Source organism: Cohnella pontilimi, assembly GCF_005049045.1.
Lineage (GTDB): Bacteria > Bacillota > Bacilli > Paenibacillales > Paenibacillaceae > Cohnella > Cohnella pontilimi.
Map to the genome: position 1 here is coordinate 51,588 of NZ_SUPK01000007.1, position 16,881 is coordinate 68,468.

Sequence of the window (16,881 nt, forward strand, 5' to 3'; positions counted from 1 at the left end):
CATGGAGCGTTTACGATGGGGAATGATCGGCGCCGCGAATATTGGTGACCGGGATGTGATTCCGGCTTTGCTGGCTTCGGAGACCGCCGATTTGACGGGGATCGCCAGCCGCGACATCGGGAAAGCACGGAGGAGAGCGGAGCAATACGGAATTCCCCGCGCCTATGGAAGCTACGAGGAGCTATTGGCGGATCCGGATATCGAAGCGGTCTACATTCCGCTTCCGAATCATTTGCACAAGCCTTGGACACTCGCGGCCGCAAGGGCGGGCAAGCATGTACTGTGCGAGAAGCCGATCGCGCTGAATGCCGAAGAAGCGCAGGAAATGGCAGAAGCTTGCCGGGCTGCGGGCGTGCACTTAGCGGAGGCATTCATGTACCGTCATCATCCGCGCATCGCTCGGGTCAAGGAGATTATCGCAAGCGGGGAAATCGGCGAACTAAGAGGCATACATAGTGTTTTTTCATTTAACGGCGCAGCTCAAAAAGAAAATATCCGGTACGTCGTCGAATGGGGAGGAGGCGGGCTGTACGATGTGGGTTGTTATCCGTTAAGCGCGGCCCGCTTTATATTCGGTGCGGAGCCGGAAGCCGTAACCGTTCAGGCGATGTTCTCGCCCGATCATGGAGGTGTGGACATGATGGCCTCCGGGTTGGTTGAATTTCGCGGCGGGCTTTCGTTGACATTCGATTGCGGCATGTGGACGTATTATCGCAACTCGCTCGAAATTGTCGGAACGGATGGCCGCATCGTACTCGATCATGCCTTTTTGCCGCCCGCGGACGGTGACGGAATTACCGTGTATACAGGAAACACGACGCGCAAGGAAGGACCTTACGGCGTCAACGCTTACGTACGTCAAGCGGATCAATTCGCCCGTACGGTCCGCGGCCTCGAGCCGGCGGCTTTCCCTGCGGAAGATGCCGTGGCCGGCATGAAGCTGCTCGAAGCATGCCTCGCTTCGGCGCGGCGCCGCGAACGTATTGTATTAAGCGTGAAATAACCCGAAGCCGCAACCTTAGAGGGAATCGAATCGTCCGTTTAAGCAAAAGGGTTAAGGAGGTCTGTTCCATGACGAACCGCCTTTTGCGAAAGGCTGGATACCCCGCGGCACTTGCCGCAGTCCTATTGATCGGCGCTTGCGGAGACCGCAATGCCGCGGATCAACCGTCTCCCGCTCCGAGCTCTCCGTCCGTGACCGCGCCGGAGACGCAGTCACCGGCTCCATCGGAATCCGCGAACAAACGGCTGGTGGATGAGTTTGTACAGCACGCTTCGGAGAACATGCCGGCGGATCAGCTGTTGAGCGAACTCGGCCGGTCGGTGGCGGCGGCGTCTCCGGCCGATGCCGATGAGATGCTGCGCGCGATGGATCAGTATTACACCCGGAACCAGCCGGAGATGGAGAAGAAATTTGAGGCCGAAAAAATCCAGCAAGAGCTGTCCAAGCTGAATTTTCGCCTCCCTCTGAATCAAGAGCAAATTAACGGCATCCAAGACGACGAGACGCGGAAGTTGGCATCCGAAGCCTTGAACGGAGGGTATAAGCTCGAGACCAGCGAAGGGTTCGTCTACCCGATCGTCGACTATGCGAAACTCCAAGCATCGGCGGAAAGTGCTTCCCCGGCCATGAAAGACTATTTGTCGATTATGGCCGCGGAGTCGGAGCATAAAACGATGACGGACGCCGCCTTTGCCATTTCCCGGGACGAGCTGGTGAAACGGATCATCCAGGCCGAAAATTTCGCGAAGCAATATCCCGACTCTCCGGAATATGCCAAAGTAGAGCAATGGTTTGTCCAATACTTGACCTTATACCTGGTGGGTCTGGACAATACGCCGAACTATGACGATTCCTATCACGTGCTTCCGGAAATGAAAACCCATTTTCAAAAAACGGTGTCAAGCCATCCGGGTACGGTCACTGCGAAGTTGACGGCTGAATTGCTGGAAGTGCTGGGTCAAACGAACGGTGCCTTCTTCAATAAAGCCGACGACGGGATGCAAGTGGACATTCCGGCAATGAAGATGTTCCGCGACGGAATCGAGAAGCGTGCCAAGGAAGGCTTGAAGGCTTCCTAAGCAGCCGCATGAAGAAGGACATCCCTGTGTGTAATGGCCGGGGCTGTCTTTCTTTTTGTCTTGCGGCGGTTTCTTCCGTTACAATAGAAGAGAAGCCTGACTAGGAAAGAGGATCAACGCCATGAAAGTCGTCATCGCGACGCTGAACGCCAAATATATTCACACTTCGCTCGCCTTACGCTATTTGAAAGCTTTCAACGCAAGCGAGTTCGATATCGAGATTGCGGAGTTTACCATTAAAGATCCGGCCATGAGCATAGCGGCGGACCTGTATTCGCGCAAGCCGGATGTGATCGGCTTTTCCTGTTACATTTGGAACATTGAAGAGACGATCGCTGTGGCGGACATGCTGCGGAAAGTGCTGCCGGATGTGAAAATCGTGCTGGGCGGGCCGGAAGTATCCTACGACACCGCGGAATGGATGAGCCGTTTGCCGGCGGTCGATTTTATCGTGATGGGAGAAGGAGAGGAGACGTTCCGCGATCTGCTTCGGCAATTGGCCGGAGAGCGCAAATATCATTTCGTGTTCGGTCTCGCGTACCGCAAAGAAGGACAGGCCGAGGCCGTGCTGAATCCGCCCCGTCCGAAGCTGGACTTGAACGAGATTCCTTCGCCCCACCGTTTTGAGGAGGATATTCCGTCATTACGGAACCGTGTCGTTTATTTCGAAACGAGCCGCGGCTGCCCGTTCAGCTGCCAGTTTTGCTTGTCCAGCATCGAGGTGGGCGTCCGTTACTTCGATATGGAGCGGGTGAAAGCGGATTTGACCTACTTGATCGACAGCGGCGCCAAACTCATCAAATTTGTGGACCGCACCTTTAATATCAAACGTGACTATGCGATGGAAATCTTTCAATTTTTAATCGATAACCATCGCGGCTGCGTGTTCCAATTCGAGATTACCGCTGACATCATGCGTCCCGAGGTGCTGGATTTCCTGGCGGAGCATGCGCCTCCGGGGATTTTCCGGTTCGAGATCGGCGTGCAGTCGACGAACGACGTGACCAATCTGGCCGTGCAGCGGAGGCAGAACTTCGCCAAGCTGACGCGAACGGTGACCAAAATCAAGGAAAGCCGCAAAATCGACCAGCACCTGGATTTGATCGCCGGGCTTCCGCATGAGGACTACGATACGTTTCGCAAAACGTTTAACGACGTCTTTGCGCTCCGTCCGGAGGAGCTGCAGCTGGGTTTTCTGAAAATGCTGCGGGGAACCGGACTGCGGCGGGATGCGGACAAATTCGGCTACATCTATATGGAACGGGCACCTTACGAGATGCTGGGCAACGATCTGATGCCGTTCGGGGATATTGTCCGCATTAAACGGGTGGAAGACGTACTCGATAAATATTGGAACGCCCACCGGATGGACCGCACCATGGAATATTTGGTAAGCCGTGTGTATGCGTCCCCTTTTGATTTTTTCCAGAAATTTGGAGACTATTGGGAAGCCCGCGGATGGAGCCGGATCGGGCACCAGCTTGAGGATTTGTTCATCCGGCTGTGGTCGTTCCTGGAAAGCGACGCGCCGGCTGAGCTGGACCGCGATGTGGCGTTCGGGCTGCTCAAAATCGACTATTACCTGCAGCACAAGTACAAGCCGCGCAAAACGTGGTGGGATGACCGCATGGACAAAAAGGAATGGACGAGCGGCCTGAAATGGGCGGCGGAGCGGATGAGCATGGACGAACGGGAGCTGCAAAAGAAGGCGGCATTGGATCGTCTGCCGTTCGATCACGGATTGTGGATGCAGGACGGGCGTGTGGATAGATCCGAGGGAACGGCGCTGGTGGTGCTGTATTCGGGAGAAGAAGCGCCGCCGCGACTCGTGGCGCTGCCGCTGCCGGACGGGCGGGCGGCAGAGCGTCATCCAATTCTCTGAATGGGAAAGGGGCAGGAGCTATGACTTACTCGGCAAGCAAGGAACGTTACGCCACGATGAAGTACAATCGTGTCGGACGTTCCGGATTGAAGCTGCCGGCAGTATCGCTGGGGCTGTGGCACAATTTCGGAGGAATCGACACCTTCGAGAACGGGCGCGCGATGGTGCGCCGGGCGTTTGACTTGGGCATAACCCATTTCGACCTGGCGAACAATTACGGTCCGCCTCCGGGATCCGCGGAAGAGATGTTCGGCCGACTGCTGGCGACGGACATGAAGTCTTACCGCGACGAAATGGTCATCTCCACGAAAGCCGGCTATTACATGTGGGAAGGCCCTTACGGAGAGTGGGGATCCCGCAAGTATTTGGTCGCCAGCCTGGATCAGAGCTTGAAGCGTATGGGACTGGATTACGTCGATATTTTTTACCACCACCGCCCCGATCCGGATACGCCGCTCGAAGAAACGATGGGCGCGCTCGATCACATCGTACGTTCCGGCAAAGCACAGTACGTCGGCATCTCGAACTATCGCGCGCCGCAAGCCCGCGAAGCGATCGCGATTCTGAAGCAGCTCGGCACCCCGCTGCTGATCCATCAACCGCGCTACAGCATGTTCGACCGCTGGATCGAGGACGAGCTGCTCGATGTGCTGGAGGAGAACGGGGTCGGCTCCATCGCGTTCTCGCCTCTCGAGCAGGGGCTGCTGACCAACCGGTATCTGGGTGGCATTCCGGGCGATTCCCGCGCAGCGGGGGCGTCGGTTTTCCTGAACGAGAGCAGCATCACGCCGGAACGTCTGGACAAGGTTCGGCGCTTGAACGATGTCGCGCAGGAGCGCGGACAGACGCTGGCTCAAATGGCCTTGGCCTGGGTACTTCGCGGAGGCCGTGTCACCAGCGTGTTGATCGGCGCGAGCAAAGTTAGCCAGCTCGACGATAATGCCGCCATTGTCGATAACTTGTCCTTTAGCGACGAAGAATTGTCGCGGATTGAAGCGATTTTGAAATCATAATGAATAACAGCCTTCCGATGATCCGCTGCGTATGCGGAGTCATGGGAAGGCTGTTTTTATAGTCGCCGTGTTATTTGCGGTCTTTATAAATTTCCCGCATTACATGCCCGAGCTCGGGGAGAATGAGCCGGGTCATCGCCAACCGCACCGCGCCTGTCGAACCCGGCATGGCGAATACGGCTTTGCTGCCGATCGTGCCGGCCACTGCACGGGACAAGATCGCCGCTGAGCCGATGTCCTCCGCGAAGCTCAAATAGCGGAATATCTCGCCGAAGCCGGGCAGCTCCTTGTCGAGGGCGGCCCGCACCGCTTCCACGGTGACATCCCGCTTGGCAATTCCAGTTCCGCCGTTCAGGAGCACGGCTTCGACGGAGGCATCGTCCGCCGCTTCGCAAAGCAGCGCGGAAATCATCTCATATTCGTCCGGCACAATCCGATGCCCGGTGACCGGATGCCCGTGCTCCTCGAGCAGCTGCCGGATGAGCGCGCCGCTCTTGTCCGTTTCCGGCGTCCGGGTGTCGGACACGGTGACGATCAGGCAGCGGACGCGGGCGGGCGCTTCGCGTTTGTGCTCTTCGGTTGACGTTGACATACGGGGGAAACCTCCTGCGATATGGGTCATCAATCGCGCGGCAAGTGCCAAAATACACTTATTTCGGCCGGTTTTTCGCGTTATGAGCCGAACAAGAACCAAAGTACACTTATTTTCCTGGTATACGGCCTGTCGGAGCCGATTTCCTGCAAAAATAAGTGTACTTTAGCACTTCAAATCGAGAATGGGGTGGAAACCGAGAAGAATAAGTGTACTTTGGCACTTGAGAAGAATCGGTGGAAAGGTGAAAGCTCGCATTCCGGCCGCATGAAATCTGACGGTTCAGGATTTCACTCGGCTTCCGGAGTTGCCGGTTCTTCCGCTGTGCGTTCGGAGGCCGCTCTGCCATCCGTGTTTTCCAGTTCTTCGTCCTTGTCTTCGGCAGCGACACGCCCCGCGGAATCCGGCACCAGCCGGTCCACGGCCGCAGGCACCAGCAGTGTGAGCGCATAGCCGAGCGTCATCCAAACCGTGAACGCTTGATGCTGCCCCGGCGAGAAAGAGGGAAATACGGCTTCGCGGTTCAACATCGTGTAGGTGTACAGCAGCAAGCCGACGGCCGTCGCGATATACCCAAAACGCGTCGCGGAGCCGCGCTCCCGGAACCAGCGAAGCCGGACCACGAGAGCCAGTCCGATCAAGACGAGAAGCGTGAGCATTTCGAGCAGGAACAACGAGGAGCCGAAGTGTGCGTCTCCTTGCTCCACCAGCACCCAATCGCCGAACAACCGGAAAAAGAGGGTGGCGGCACCCCAGACGGCAATGCCGAGACCCGTCAAAATCAAACCTTGGCGCATCGACCTCACCCTTTCGCGCGGAACATGCCGCGCGGTATCATCAACCGTTTATGACTTCGACGCCCACTGCTCCGTATCCTCCACAGCGGATTCACGGAACCCGGCTGCGCAGTACGGTCATGCCGCCTTCCAGCGTGTAGCCGCCCAGGTTGGCCGGCAGCAGGAAGCAGTCGCCCGGTTTTGCATGCAGTACGCCGTCCGCCCAGGCGACGGTGCCTTCCCCTTCGCAGACGATCAAGATAACGAAGCTTTCCGAAGAGGTGGACAACTGCCATTCCCCGTCTACGACCCCTTTTTCCGTTTCGAAATAAGGAGAAGAGGCCAGCGTGAGCCACTCGCCCGGCTTCACGCCGTCGGTCTTCATCCGGCTCGCGCCGGCGCCTTCATAAGCGATCACTTTCAAGGAATCTTCGATGTGCAGCTCGCGCGGTTTGCCGTCCAATCCGGGACGATTATAGTCGTAGAGTCGGTAGGTGGTGTCGGAATTTTGCTGAATTTCTGCAACCAGGACGCCGGCGCACAAGGCGTGAACCGTTCCCGTTGGAATATAGAAGGTGTCGCCCGCCTGCACAGACACTTCCTGAAGCGTGTCCATAATCCGGTCTTCGGCGATGGCCTTGGCCATATCCTCGCGTGTAACGCCCGGCTTCAGCCCATAGATGATTTTGGCACCCGGCTCGGCGTCGAGCACGTACCACATTTCGGTTTTGCCCAACTCGCCCTTCGGCAGCCTTTCATAGTGATCGTTCGGATGGACTTGAACCGACAGATCGTCGTTACAATCCAGCAGCTTGACGAGCAGCGGGAACCGCCCGTTGCCCGACGCGCCGCCGCTAGTGCCAAACCATGCCTCGCCGTATGCCTGCCGGACTTCATCCAGGCCTTTACCGGCCAACGGGCCGTTCGTCACGTGCGAGACGCCGTTCGGATGGTCCGCAATCATCCAGCCTTCGCCGATCGCACCCGCGGGCACGTCGAAGCCGAATCGTTCCAGGGCGCGTCCGCCCCACACTCTCTCTTTAAAATCGGGCTGAAAATGCAAGGGATAAGGTTTCAAATTCGTCATTCTAAGCCGCCTCCCCGGGTCGATTGGAAAAATTCCACGGACTCGCCGTCCGGACCGCGGAAGAAAAAGTAGCGGCTGCCGTTCGGAAGCGTGGTGATCTCCTCGTCCAGGCCGGACACGTCCAAGGAGCGGATGCGGGCCAGTTCGGCTTCAATATCGTCTACGTTAAACGCGATGTGATGCACGCGGCCTTCGTCGGACAAGCTGCCTGTATATCCTTCGATCAGCTCGACCTCGGTATCCGGGCTGCCCGGAAATGCGAGAAACGCGAGACGGATCACGCCGTTCGTGTGGGTCGTCGTCTCCAGATGCTTCAATCCGATTACGTTTTCGTAAAAAGGAATCGATCTTTCCAATGAACTTACCATGACGCCGACATGCTCGATTTTGCGAACTGCCATCCGACAAAGCCCCCTATCGTTTTTCCACTGCGATTACAAAAGGCGCCGATCGCTTCTGAGAGAAGCGGTACACCACTGTTTGAGCGCGCGATCCGGGCAGGGCTGAAGCCCATCTCTCCACAGCCGCGGCTTCCGTATCACCGCCGGCATGCCCGGGATACAAAACCGCCGTCAACACGCCGCCGGGGGCGAGGAGCCCTAACGCGGCCTCCAAGGCCGGTAGCGTCGTTTCCGGAACGGTGATCAGCGTTTCGTCCGTACCCGGCAAATACCCGAGATTAAACATAACGGCTCGTACATATCCATGTAAAGAAGCCGGGATGAGCTCGCTCATCCTCTCGTGCCCGGCACGGAGCAGGGTCACGGGAGCCAAAGATTCCGCGGCCGCGGAATCGGCCAGCCGTCGCTTGGTGCGTTCCAAAGCCGCCTCCTGCACATCAAAAGCAAAGACGGCTCCGCCGCGGCCGACCGTCTGTGCGAGAAAAAGCGTATCTACGCCGTTGCCGGCCGTCGCGTCGATCACCGTGTCCCCGGATCCCGCGCGTTCCGTTACCCACCGGTGCGCCATGCTCAAAACGGACAGAAAGCCCATTCGATCAGCTTCCTTTCCACGACTTACCCTGCCAGCTATGTCGCCGAACCAACTCTGCATCGATCGCGTTCAAAACTTCCCATTTGCGCAAACTCCACATGGGGCCGATCAGCAAATCTCTCGGCGCGTCACCCGTAAGCCGGTGAACGATCATTTCAGGGGGGAGCATCTCCAGCGTATCGACCACGAGGCTCACATATTCATCCTTTTCGAGGAACTGCAGCAAGCCTTCCCGCCATTGCCGGACCATCGGGGTTTTCCGCATCAGGTGGAGGAGATGGATTTTGATGCCCTGCACGTCCATCGCCGCCGTCTGGCGGCCCGTCTCCAGCATCATTTCCGGCGTTTCGCCCGGCAGGCCGTAAATGATGTGCGCGCAAACACGGATCCCTCGAGCCCGCAGCCGGTCCACCGCATCCCGGAAACATGCCGTGTCGTGGGCGCGGTTGATGAGCTCGGACGTCGACTCGTGGACCGTCTGCAAGCCCATTTCCACCCACAAGTACGTCCGCTCGTTGAGTTCGGCCAAATAATCGACCACGTCGTCCGGCAGACAGTCCGGCCGGGTCGCGATCGATAACCCGACCACGCCGGGCTGCTGTAAAATCGCTTCGTAATATTCCCGCAAGGTTTCCACAGGAGCATAAGTGTTGGTATAAGCCTGAAAATAGCCGATGTATTGGGCTTCGGGCCACTTGAGGTGCTGCCGGTCCCGGACGGTTTGGAATTGCGTGACCAAGTCGTCTCTCCGGCTGCCGGCGAAATCACCCGAGCCTCTGGCGCTGCAGAAGGTGCAGCCGCCGGCGGCGATCGTTCCGTCCCGGTTCGGACACGTGAAGCCGGCATCCAGCATCACCTTGAAAACCTTCGTGCCGAACGTTTGTCTCATTTCATAATTCCATGTATGAAACCGCTTGTCCCCCCAAAGAAACGGAGACTCCGCGGCGGGCTCCAAGATGGTTTTCATGCGCATTCGTTCCTTTCTTTCATTGGTATTCATTGTAGCGAAAACCCCGAAAAATTGCGAGGAGTTCCACTCCGTTGCCGCAGTCCGCTGCTCGAAATCCGCACTTCATCCGCTTGAAAAACCTTACATGGTATGTTAAATTGTAAAGGCGTCAAATCCAAATAAAAATGTGACATCACCCGTTTATCTCCATGGTTGTCTGAGTTGATCGACTCATTGGTAAGCGTTTTCGCAAAACATCCAATACCGGAGAGGTGAGGCGCATGAATTCCGTCGTACGCATCCCCCAAGGGGACGACACGGTGAAGGTCGAATTGACGGTCAAAGAAATTATGGCGCTCGCAGGCTACAAGTTTCACAACAATCACCTTCTTGAAGTGTCGGCCCGGAAAAAACTGAATCACGCACTCGAAGGTCAATATCAAATCGAGGATAAACGAACGCTTAATTAACGGTCGCTGTCGAGCAAGCCGGAATCCCTGCGCAAGGGGGCCCGGCTTTTGTATTTTTGTGGTAAGCTACAAAATGATATTTGTACGGACTTTGGAGGAGGAACATGATGAAATTTCCGTTTCGGCTGCTCAGCGCCTACGGGTTCGCTTTGCTCGCGGCCGCCGCTTTCGGATGGCTGGCACTCCAGGTCGGCCGCGGAACGATCTCCGCGTTCGACTCCCGGATCATCGCAATCGTGCAAGGCTGGGAGAATCCGGGCCTGACCCGGATTATGATGTTCTTCAGCTGGATCGGCAAGACGGGACCGGCGACGTTGGTGTTTGTCATTCTCGCCTTTGTGCTGTTTTTTGTGCTTCGACACCGCAAAGAATTGATTCTGCTGACCGCCGCGGCCGGGGGCGCTCCTTTGCTGAACAGGGTGTTAAAAGCCGCCTTCCAACGGGAAAGGCCGAACATCCACCGAATCGTCGAAGAGGTCGGATATTCGTTTCCAAGCGGGCATGCGATGGCTTCGTTCGCCATGTACGGCGCGATCGGATACTTGCTCTGGCGACACGTTCCGAGCCTGGCAGGCCGAATATTGCTCATCGCCGTGTGCTCGTTCATGATTATCATGATCGGACTAAGCCGTATCTATCTGGGCGTCCATTACCCCAGCGATGTACTGGGCGGGTATTTGGCAAGCTGGGTTTGGCTGGGCCTTGTGATCTGGCTCTATGAACGGTGGGTCGGAAAACCGGTAAAGGCGTGAAAACAGTCGTCTCTTTACAGGATCACCCGGTTTGGGCAGAATAGAGGCTTAAGCAGCGATTTTCGGGAGGAACATGCATGCGCCTGAGAGGCAGAAAAAACATACGCGAGAGTTTGGAACAGCAGCCGGATCTGGTGGTGCTGGAACCGCAGCAGTGGAAGGGCCGGTGGCACGAATTTTTCGGCAACGACCATCCGATTCATATTGAGCTCGGGATGGGCAAGGGCCAATTCATCAGCCGCATGAGCGGTAACAATCCGCAGATCAATTACATAGGAATGGATATCTATGACGAGCTTCTCCGGCGGGGCAGCGAAAAGGCGAGAGCGGTCTGGCGCGAGAATGGACAAGACCGGGTGCCGAATCTGGCGCTGGTCCGGGGCAACGTGGAGTACTTGGAGTCCATGTTCGAGCCGGGCGAGCTTTCCCGCATTTATTTGAATTTCAGCGATCCTTGGCCGAAATCCAAGCATGCGCGCCGGAGATTGACCCATCCGCGCTTCTTGATGAAGTATAAGGAAGCTCTGGATGCGTATGGGGAAATTCACTTCAAAACGGACTCGCTTACGCTGTTCGAGTTTTCCTTAAATAGTCTCGCCCAAACAGGGCTGCAAATGCGCAATATTTCGCTCCATCTGCACCGCGAAGGGATCCGCGATGACCTCGTCATGACCGAATACGAGACGAAATTCGTCGGCCAAGGGATGCCGATTTATCGTCTGGAAGCTGTGATCGGGGACAAAGCATTGGCGGAATACCGCGCCGAAGTTGCGCGCGAGCTTGAGGATCAAGCCCGCCGCGGCGGTGCCAAGGAACCGGCCCCGGAGTGAGCGGTGGCGGCGGGTTAAATAACGGCACACCGTGCCGCTATTTGGACGAAACGCGCACGTTGACTGAAAAAGCGGCAATAAAGTTGCAAGTTTCGGTGCTCGGCATCGTGCAAGGCAATAAAGTTGCTTTAAAGGTGCAATTATCGGTGGTCGGCATCATGTAAGGCAATAAAGTTGCTTTACAGATGCAAGTATCGGTGCTCGGCATCGTGCAAGGCAATAAAGTTGCTTTACAGGTGAGATTATCGGTGGTCGGCATCGTGTAAGGCAATAAAGTTGCTTTACAGATGCAAGTATCGGTGCTCGGCATCGTGCAAGGCAATAAAGTTGCTTTACAGGTGAGATTATCGGTGGGCGGCAGAGGCAACGCGAAAAACCCCGGGTTCACTGCGAATGCAGTGAAAACCGGGGTTTTGTACATCAAATGCAAAGAGACATGAGCAGCGCGGTGGAACTGCCGAGCAGGGCGCCGGCGGCGGTGTCGCTCGGGTAGTGAAGCCCGAAATAAATGCGCGAGAGCGCCACGCCTATTGCCACAGGCAGCAGCATCGGAAGGAGCGTCGGATCGGCGTGCATCCAAGGTGTAAGCATCGCGAATGCGGCGGTCGTGTGGCCCGACGGGAACGAAGGATCCCGAAGCGGACGGCGGTTCGTGTGGATTTCCGGAAACTCGAGATGCGGACGCAGCCGGGGCGCGCTGCGCTTGGCGAGTGCGACGGGCAAGTGGCTGATCGCGACGGCGGCGAGCGCCTGCCAGCCGGCAGAACTCCACGGTTCAGGCGCGAACATTCCGGCAGCCAGCGAGAAGCAGAGAGTAAACGTGGCGCCGCCGAGTAAGGACAACATTTGGAATAGCCAATTCATCGCAGTATGATGCCAACGGAGGTTCACGTGCAAAAACAGGGGACGGTCTACGACCAGCAGAAGGCGGTAAAAACGGCTCATGGGTGTCCTCCTCTGTTCCGCCGTCCCGCTCACGGGCGCCGGATCGATGATATAAGTCCACTTTATGACACCGGTATTAACACGATATTAACTTTTTATCACCGTTCCGTTAAGTTTCATCGACTTTCCTGTCATTTTAAGGCATTTCGGCGTTTTACATTGTACGGGGTCTGGGTAAACTTTGATGGAGAGTATTGCAAGCGTGCGGTTTACTAAAAATTGGACTGGTGCGCAGGGAATGGCTGCCCCGGTTCGGTTGGAAAACGGTGAAATACGGCTTTCTCGTGAGAAATACAGGTGATGCGGGGGCTGACACTTCCTCAAGTGCGGTATGCTCTCGTTAATCCCGGATAACGGAGATTTCCTTTTTTGACAAAGCAGCCGAAACCGAAGAGAATGTAAAATGTGACTTGGCAGCCAATGGATAAAAACTGGGAACTCGCCATGAAGCACACAAACAGAGAGATAGATAAAGACGAAAAAAGGGGTCTAGGGGGACAACCGCATATGTTGAACAAAATTCTGTTTGTCGTTCAGATCATTGTCGGCGCAATCGGGGTGTATCAATTCGTACTGTCCATTTTCGGATGGAAGGCCAAAAAAACCGCCGGGTTTCGCGATCCGGAAAAAACATTCGCCGTACTGATTGCCGCGCACAACGAGGAGAAAGTCGTCGGAGCTCTGATCGAGAACTTACTGAAAATGAATTATCCCCGCGAGCTGTTTGACATATTTGTCATTTGCGACAATTGCACCGACGGAACTGCATCGGTTGTTCGGCGCTATGACGGCGTGTTCGCTTGCGAACGATTCAATAAACATCAACGAGGGAAAGGCTTCGCCATCGAATGGATGCTGAAGGAGCTGTGGAGCCGCAAACGGCAATATGACGGCATCGTCATGCTGGATGCGGATAACCTGGTGGATCCGGATTTCCTCCATCACATGAACAACAGCCTTTGTGAAGGCCATAAAGTGGTACAGGGCTATCTGGACACCAAAAATCCCGAAGATTCCTGGATTACCGCCGCTTACGGCATTACTTACTGGTTCTGCAACCGGCTCTGGCAGCTGCCCCGGACACGGCTCAAGATGGCCAACTTCCTCGGCGGCACAGGCATGTGCTTTGACACGGCGCTGCTCAAGGAAATGGGCTGGGGAGCCACGAGCCTTGTCGAGGATTTGGAATTTACGGTGCGCTGCGTACAGCGCGGAATTTATCCCGTCATGAACTACGACGCGAAGGTGTACGACGAGAAGCCGCTCACGTTCCGGGCGTCTGCACGGCAGCGGCTTCGCTGGATGCAGGGTCATTTCAGCGTAGCCAGACGTTATTTCTTCCCGCTGTTATGGCAGAGCCTTAAGGAACGCAATCTGGCCAAGTTCGATACGGCGCTTTACACGATTACGGTCTACAACGTGCTGATCGGTTCGATTTTGACGTTGGTGCTTTGGTTCGACCAAGCGGCGCCGGGCGCGCCGATGTTCACTTCGATCTATTATTATTTACCGGTTTGGGTAACCGCGGCTTCGCTTTTCGTCAGCTGCGCCCAGTTCCCGTTCGCGATGATGCTGGAAAAAGTGAAGTCGTGGAAAGTGTACGCCTATCTGCTGATGTTCCCGGTGTTCCTGCTGTCCTGGTGGCCGATTACGATCTACGCGTTTTTCACACAAAACAACAAGACGTGGAGCCATACGCAGCACACCCGCGTTCTGCGGCTGGAAGAAGTGCAGGGAAAACAAATGTAACGAGCGGCCCCGGGCTTGTCCCGGGGTTTTGTGCGGCTTCGGCCTAAACGTTGACAAGGGTTGCCCGGCGTGATATATTATTCAGGTGACTGATGGGATATGGATGATTCAGCACGCAAAAGCAGAAGCGCCCGCTTCTCACCTGCTCGGCTTTCGCTGACTGGTACGCGTAGCCCACTATGAAGGCGATATCGGGGAACAGCCCCGCAGCGCCGAACCGAGTGTGAGCAGGATGCGGGTCCAATGCGACCCGCTTTTTTTTATTTATCGGAGACTCCCAATCCGATACGGAGGTGGAACATTATTAGCAAGGAACATCAAATCAACGAGGAAATCCGGGCGAAGGAAGTGCGTCTCGTAGGTGCCGAAGGCGAACAGCTGGGCATCAAGCCGTTCCGGGAAGCGATGCAGATGGCTGTTGACGCGAACATGGATCTGGTCAACGTGGCCCCGCAGGCGAAACCGCCGGTGTGCCGCATCATGGACTACGGCAAGTTCCGTTATGAGCAGCAGAAGAAAGAGAAAGAAGCCCGGAAGAATCAAAAAATCGTCGACCTGAAGGAAGTTTGGTTCCGTTCGAACATTGAGGAACACGACTATCAGACGAAATTTCGCAACGTGGTGAAGTTTCTGAATGAAGGCGACAAGGTCAAGTGTTCCGTGCGGTTCCGCGGCCGTGAGATCGCGCATGCCAACATCGGACAGAAGATTTTGGAGCGCGTCGCGAAGGAAGTTGCCGATATTTGCGTGGTAGAGCGCGTGCCGAAATTGGAAGGCCGCGCGATGATCATGATTCTGGCTCCAAAGCAGAGCCACTGACAGGAGGAAGCATTTCAATGCCTAAAATGAAAACGCACAGCAGCTTGAAAGACCGCTTCAAAATTACCGGTACCGGCAAAGTGAAGCGTCACAAAGCATATAAAAACCACCTGCTGTCCCACAAGTCGGGACGCCAGAAGCGTGTGCTGTCGAATCAGCCGTTGATGGCGCAAGGAGACGTACGTCGTTTGCAGCAGCAACTCGCTAACTTGAAGTAATCGCTAACCATTTTCCGGGAGGTAATGAATTATGGCAAGAGTTAAGGGCGGATTCGTCACACGCCGCCGTCGCAATAGAATGTTGAAACTGGCGAAAGGTTACTGGGGCGCGAAACACCGCCTGTTCAAGAAAGCTAAAGAACAGGTCATGAAGTCCCTCTGGTACGCATACCGCGACCGTCGCCAAACGAAGCGCAATTTCCGCAAGCTGTGGATCGTGCGTATTAACGCGGCAGCCCGCCAAAACGGCCTGTCCTACAGCAAGCTGATGCACGGCCTGAAGCTGGCCGGCATCGATGTGAACCGCAAAATGCTCGCCGATCTGGCTGTGAACGATATTAAAGCGTTCAACTCGCTGGCTGGCGCAGCTAAAGAAAAAATCAACGCGTAACACAGACAAGCTCCGGGCGACCGGAGCTTTTTTATTTATTCGCGCTGCATTTCGGAATCGTACCGCCCGCTTTTGCCAGCGATAGACAGCGGTACATACCGAGAACGCCTCCGTCTCATAAGGTATAGGACAATGGTTCGACAACCCTTACCCGCACCATGCGGCGTCAGTGAGGTCGTGCCGTTGACCAAAACCGAACATGCGGATCGCAGCCAAGAGCTGTTCGCAACAACATGGCGGACAGTTGTCGGCATTGCGCTCGCATCGTTGGAAAGGAGGATTCGGCATGTCCTACGTTTCTCGCGCGGAAGTAGAGAAAATGGTCGGCCAAAACATTATTGCGCTCCGCAAAGACGGTACTGTCGTACAGGGGAAGTTGGTCCGCGTGAACGGAGAGGAGCTCGAGATTAAGCCGTTGGACGGGAGCAAAGCGCAGACCAAAGCCATTTTGCCTCTCGCTTTGTTCGACATTTTAGCCATCAGCACACTGCCTTTCGCCGGTTTTGGCGGGTTTGGATTTGGCTTTCCCGGCTTCTTTTGGTAATCTCCCCACACAAAAAAAACCGGCCGATTCGGCCGGTTTTTTTTCACCACTGAGCGTTCATAAGATTCCAGGGATTGGAGTCGCCGTAGGAGGATAGAAGCGATTTATACATCTCATAACACTTCAATTCCTTGATATCACGAACGACAGAGTAGCCCAGCTTCTCGTAAAACCGCATCCCGCGGTAATTGGTGTCATCGACGAACAGCCTGGATTCGATGCAGCCTTTGGACAGTCCGTATTTCTCCGCCCGGTTCATCAGTTCCGTTCCCCAACTGCGGTGTTGGGAGCCGGAATGGACTGCAAGCATATCGATGTACATCGTCGATCCGCGGAATTCCATGTGAATAAAGGCGAACGGACCGCTTTTCCTTCCATCCGACGCGACCAGCGTCTCACCGCGGCGGAGACGCGTCCGGACATCGGTGTACAGCCGGCTGTCACGCGGATGGCTGCGGGTGGAAAGAGGCACCAGCTCGGTGCGGACCAAATCCACAATGCCGGGGACATCCCCCGGCTGCATCCAACGAATCATTGAAGGCCCTCCCCTGCTCCGAATCGGCACAAGCACAGTTCCTTCTATTATCGTATGAATGACCGGTCCGGCGGGGTCCAAGCATTTGACACGGTATGACTTACGCCCGTTCAGGCGGTTCCAGCCGCGAAAACTTCATCGCTTTGGCGTATTGACGAATGGTTTTTCGAAGCATATAATGATACCTAATCGAACGAACATCACAACAGCCATGATGAGGAATAAGCGAGAGGGCTCTTTTGTTCAGAGAGCGT

General features: G+C 55.8%; 21 protein-coding genes. 13 read left to right on the forward strand and 8 right to left on the reverse strand.

What is annotated here, in order from left to right; genetic code table 11:
- Nucleotide 1 precedes the first annotated feature (1 nt).
- From E5161_RS14635 to mgrA, 4 genes are all read left to right on the forward strand, one after another.
- Nucleotides 2–1,003 (forward strand): Gfo/Idh/MocA family protein, encoded by a 1,002-nt coding sequence (locus E5161_RS14635; protein WP_136778579.1) that lies wholly within the window; start codon nucleotides 2–4, stop codon nucleotides 1,001–1,003.
- Nucleotides 1,004–1,071: 68 nt separating this feature from the next.
- Complete coding sequence (locus E5161_RS14640; protein WP_136778580.1) at nucleotides 1,072–2,082, forward strand: hypothetical protein; 1,011 nt, start codon at nucleotides 1,072–1,074, stop codon at nucleotides 2,080–2,082.
- A gap of 121 nt (nucleotides 2,083–2,203) precedes the next feature.
- On the forward strand, nucleotides 2,204–3,964 hold the full coding sequence (locus E5161_RS14645) for a B12-binding domain-containing radical SAM protein (RefSeq protein WP_136778581.1): 1,761 nt from the start codon (nucleotides 2,204–2,206) through the stop codon (nucleotides 3,962–3,964).
- Nucleotides 3,965–3,984: 20 nt separating this feature from the next.
- Complete coding sequence (mgrA, locus tag E5161_RS14650; RefSeq protein ID WP_136778582.1) at nucleotides 3,985–4,977, forward strand: L-glyceraldehyde 3-phosphate reductase; 993 nt, start codon at nucleotides 3,985–3,987, stop codon at nucleotides 4,975–4,977.
- Nucleotides 4,978–5,047: 70 nt separating this feature from the next.
- On the opposite strand, the gene E5161_RS14655 is transcribed toward mgrA, so the two are convergent.
- The 6 genes from E5161_RS14655 to mnmL all read right to left on the reverse strand — a co-directional run bounded on the left by E5161_RS14655 (nucleotide 5,048) and on the right by mnmL (nucleotide 9,392).
- Nucleotides 5,048–5,569 carry a MogA/MoaB family molybdenum cofactor biosynthesis protein gene (locus E5161_RS14655; protein WP_136778583.1) on the reverse strand — a complete coding sequence of 174 codons (522 nt, stop codon included), beginning with the start codon at nucleotides 5,567–5,569 and terminating at the stop codon, nucleotides 5,048–5,050.
- 290 nt (nucleotides 5,570–5,859) lie between these two features.
- Nucleotides 5,860–6,366, reverse strand: coding sequence for a hypothetical protein (locus E5161_RS14660; RefSeq protein ID WP_136778584.1), 507 nt, complete (start codon nucleotides 6,364–6,366; stop codon nucleotides 5,860–5,862).
- A gap of 91 nt (nucleotides 6,367–6,457) precedes the next feature.
- A complete protein-coding gene (locus tag E5161_RS14665; RefSeq protein WP_136778585.1) occupies nucleotides 6,458–7,432 on the reverse strand; it encodes a type I phosphomannose isomerase catalytic subunit in 975 nt (324 codons plus the stop codon).
- Entirely contained in the window at nucleotides 7,429–7,833 is a 405-nt protein-coding gene (locus E5161_RS14670) for a VOC family protein (RefSeq protein WP_136778586.1), read from the reverse strand. The genes E5161_RS14665 and E5161_RS14670 overlap by 4 nt, the downstream gene beginning before the upstream one ends.
- A 13-nt stretch (nucleotides 7,834–7,846) precedes the next feature.
- The gene (gene mnmM / locus E5161_RS14675) at nucleotides 7,847–8,425 is read right to left on the reverse strand and encodes a tRNA 5-(aminomethyl)-2-thiouridylate-methyltransferase MnmM (protein ID WP_136778587.1); all 579 of its coding nucleotides are present in this window, start codon (nucleotides 8,423–8,425) and stop codon (nucleotides 7,847–7,849) included.
- Between the two features lie 4 nt (nucleotides 8,426–8,429).
- Complete coding sequence (mnmL, locus tag E5161_RS14680) at nucleotides 8,430–9,392, reverse strand: tRNA modification radical SAM protein MnmL/YtqA (protein WP_136778588.1); 963 nt, start codon at nucleotides 9,390–9,392, stop codon at nucleotides 8,430–8,432.
- A gap of 263 nt (nucleotides 9,393–9,655) precedes the next feature.
- Between mnmL and E5161_RS14685 the strand changes: the two genes are divergently transcribed.
- From E5161_RS14685 to E5161_RS20835, 4 genes are all read left to right on the forward strand, one after another.
- Nucleotides 9,656–9,844: a hypothetical protein gene (locus E5161_RS14685; protein WP_136778589.1), complete on the forward strand. Its 189-nt coding sequence runs from the start codon at nucleotides 9,656–9,658 to the stop codon at nucleotides 9,842–9,844.
- 104 nt (nucleotides 9,845–9,948) lie between these two features.
- Nucleotides 9,949–10,596: a phosphatase PAP2 family protein gene (locus tag E5161_RS14690; RefSeq protein WP_136778590.1), complete on the forward strand. Its 648-nt coding sequence runs from the start codon at nucleotides 9,949–9,951 to the stop codon at nucleotides 10,594–10,596.
- 77 nt (nucleotides 10,597–10,673) lie between these two features.
- Complete coding sequence (gene trmB, locus E5161_RS14695) at nucleotides 10,674–11,426, forward strand: tRNA (guanosine(46)-N7)-methyltransferase TrmB (protein WP_136778591.1); 753 nt, start codon at nucleotides 10,674–10,676, stop codon at nucleotides 11,424–11,426.
- Nucleotides 11,423–11,590 (forward strand): hypothetical protein, encoded by a 168-nt coding sequence (locus tag E5161_RS20835; protein ID WP_169306705.1) that lies wholly within the window; start codon nucleotides 11,423–11,425, stop codon nucleotides 11,588–11,590. The genes trmB and E5161_RS20835 overlap by 4 nt, the downstream gene beginning before the upstream one ends.
- Nucleotides 11,591–11,846: 256 nt before the next feature.
- Here the strand turns inward: E5161_RS20835 and E5161_RS14700 are convergent, their stop codons facing one another.
- The gene (locus E5161_RS14700; protein ID WP_136778592.1) at nucleotides 11,847–12,371 is read right to left on the reverse strand and encodes a phosphatase PAP2 family protein; all 525 of its coding nucleotides are present in this window, start codon (nucleotides 12,369–12,371) and stop codon (nucleotides 11,847–11,849) included.
- A gap of 507 nt (nucleotides 12,372–12,878) precedes the next feature.
- Here E5161_RS14700 and E5161_RS14705 point away from each other — a divergent pair.
- The 5 genes from E5161_RS14705 to E5161_RS14725 all read left to right on the forward strand — a co-directional run bounded on the left by E5161_RS14705 (nucleotide 12,879) and on the right by E5161_RS14725 (nucleotide 16,092).
- Nucleotides 12,879–14,120 carry a glycosyltransferase family 2 protein gene (locus E5161_RS14705; protein WP_136778593.1) on the forward strand — a complete coding sequence of 414 codons (1,242 nt, stop codon included), beginning with the start codon at nucleotides 12,879–12,881 and terminating at the stop codon, nucleotides 14,118–14,120.
- A 243-nt stretch (nucleotides 14,121–14,363) separates the two neighbouring features.
- Complete coding sequence (gene infC, locus E5161_RS14710) at nucleotides 14,364–14,939, forward strand: translation initiation factor IF-3 (protein WP_136778594.1); 576 nt, start codon at nucleotides 14,364–14,366, stop codon at nucleotides 14,937–14,939.
- A gap of 17 nt (nucleotides 14,940–14,956) precedes the next feature.
- Nucleotides 14,957–15,157 (forward strand): 50S ribosomal protein L35, encoded by a 201-nt coding sequence (rpmI, locus tag E5161_RS14715; protein ID WP_027087749.1) that lies wholly within the window; start codon nucleotides 14,957–14,959, stop codon nucleotides 15,155–15,157.
- A 31-nt stretch (nucleotides 15,158–15,188) separates the two neighbouring features.
- Entirely contained in the window at nucleotides 15,189–15,548 is a 360-nt protein-coding gene (gene rplT, locus E5161_RS14720; RefSeq protein ID WP_136778595.1) for a 50S ribosomal protein L20, read from the forward strand.
- Between the two features lie 286 nt (nucleotides 15,549–15,834).
- Entirely contained in the window at nucleotides 15,835–16,092 is a 258-nt protein-coding gene (locus tag E5161_RS14725; protein WP_136778596.1) for a hypothetical protein, read from the forward strand.
- Nucleotides 16,093–16,135: 43 nt separating this feature from the next.
- On the opposite strand, the gene E5161_RS14730 is transcribed toward E5161_RS14725, so the two are convergent.
- A complete protein-coding gene (locus E5161_RS14730; protein ID WP_136778597.1) occupies nucleotides 16,136–16,627 on the reverse strand; it encodes a GNAT family N-acetyltransferase in 492 nt (163 codons plus the stop codon).
- Nucleotides 16,628–16,881: the final 254 nt, after the last annotated feature.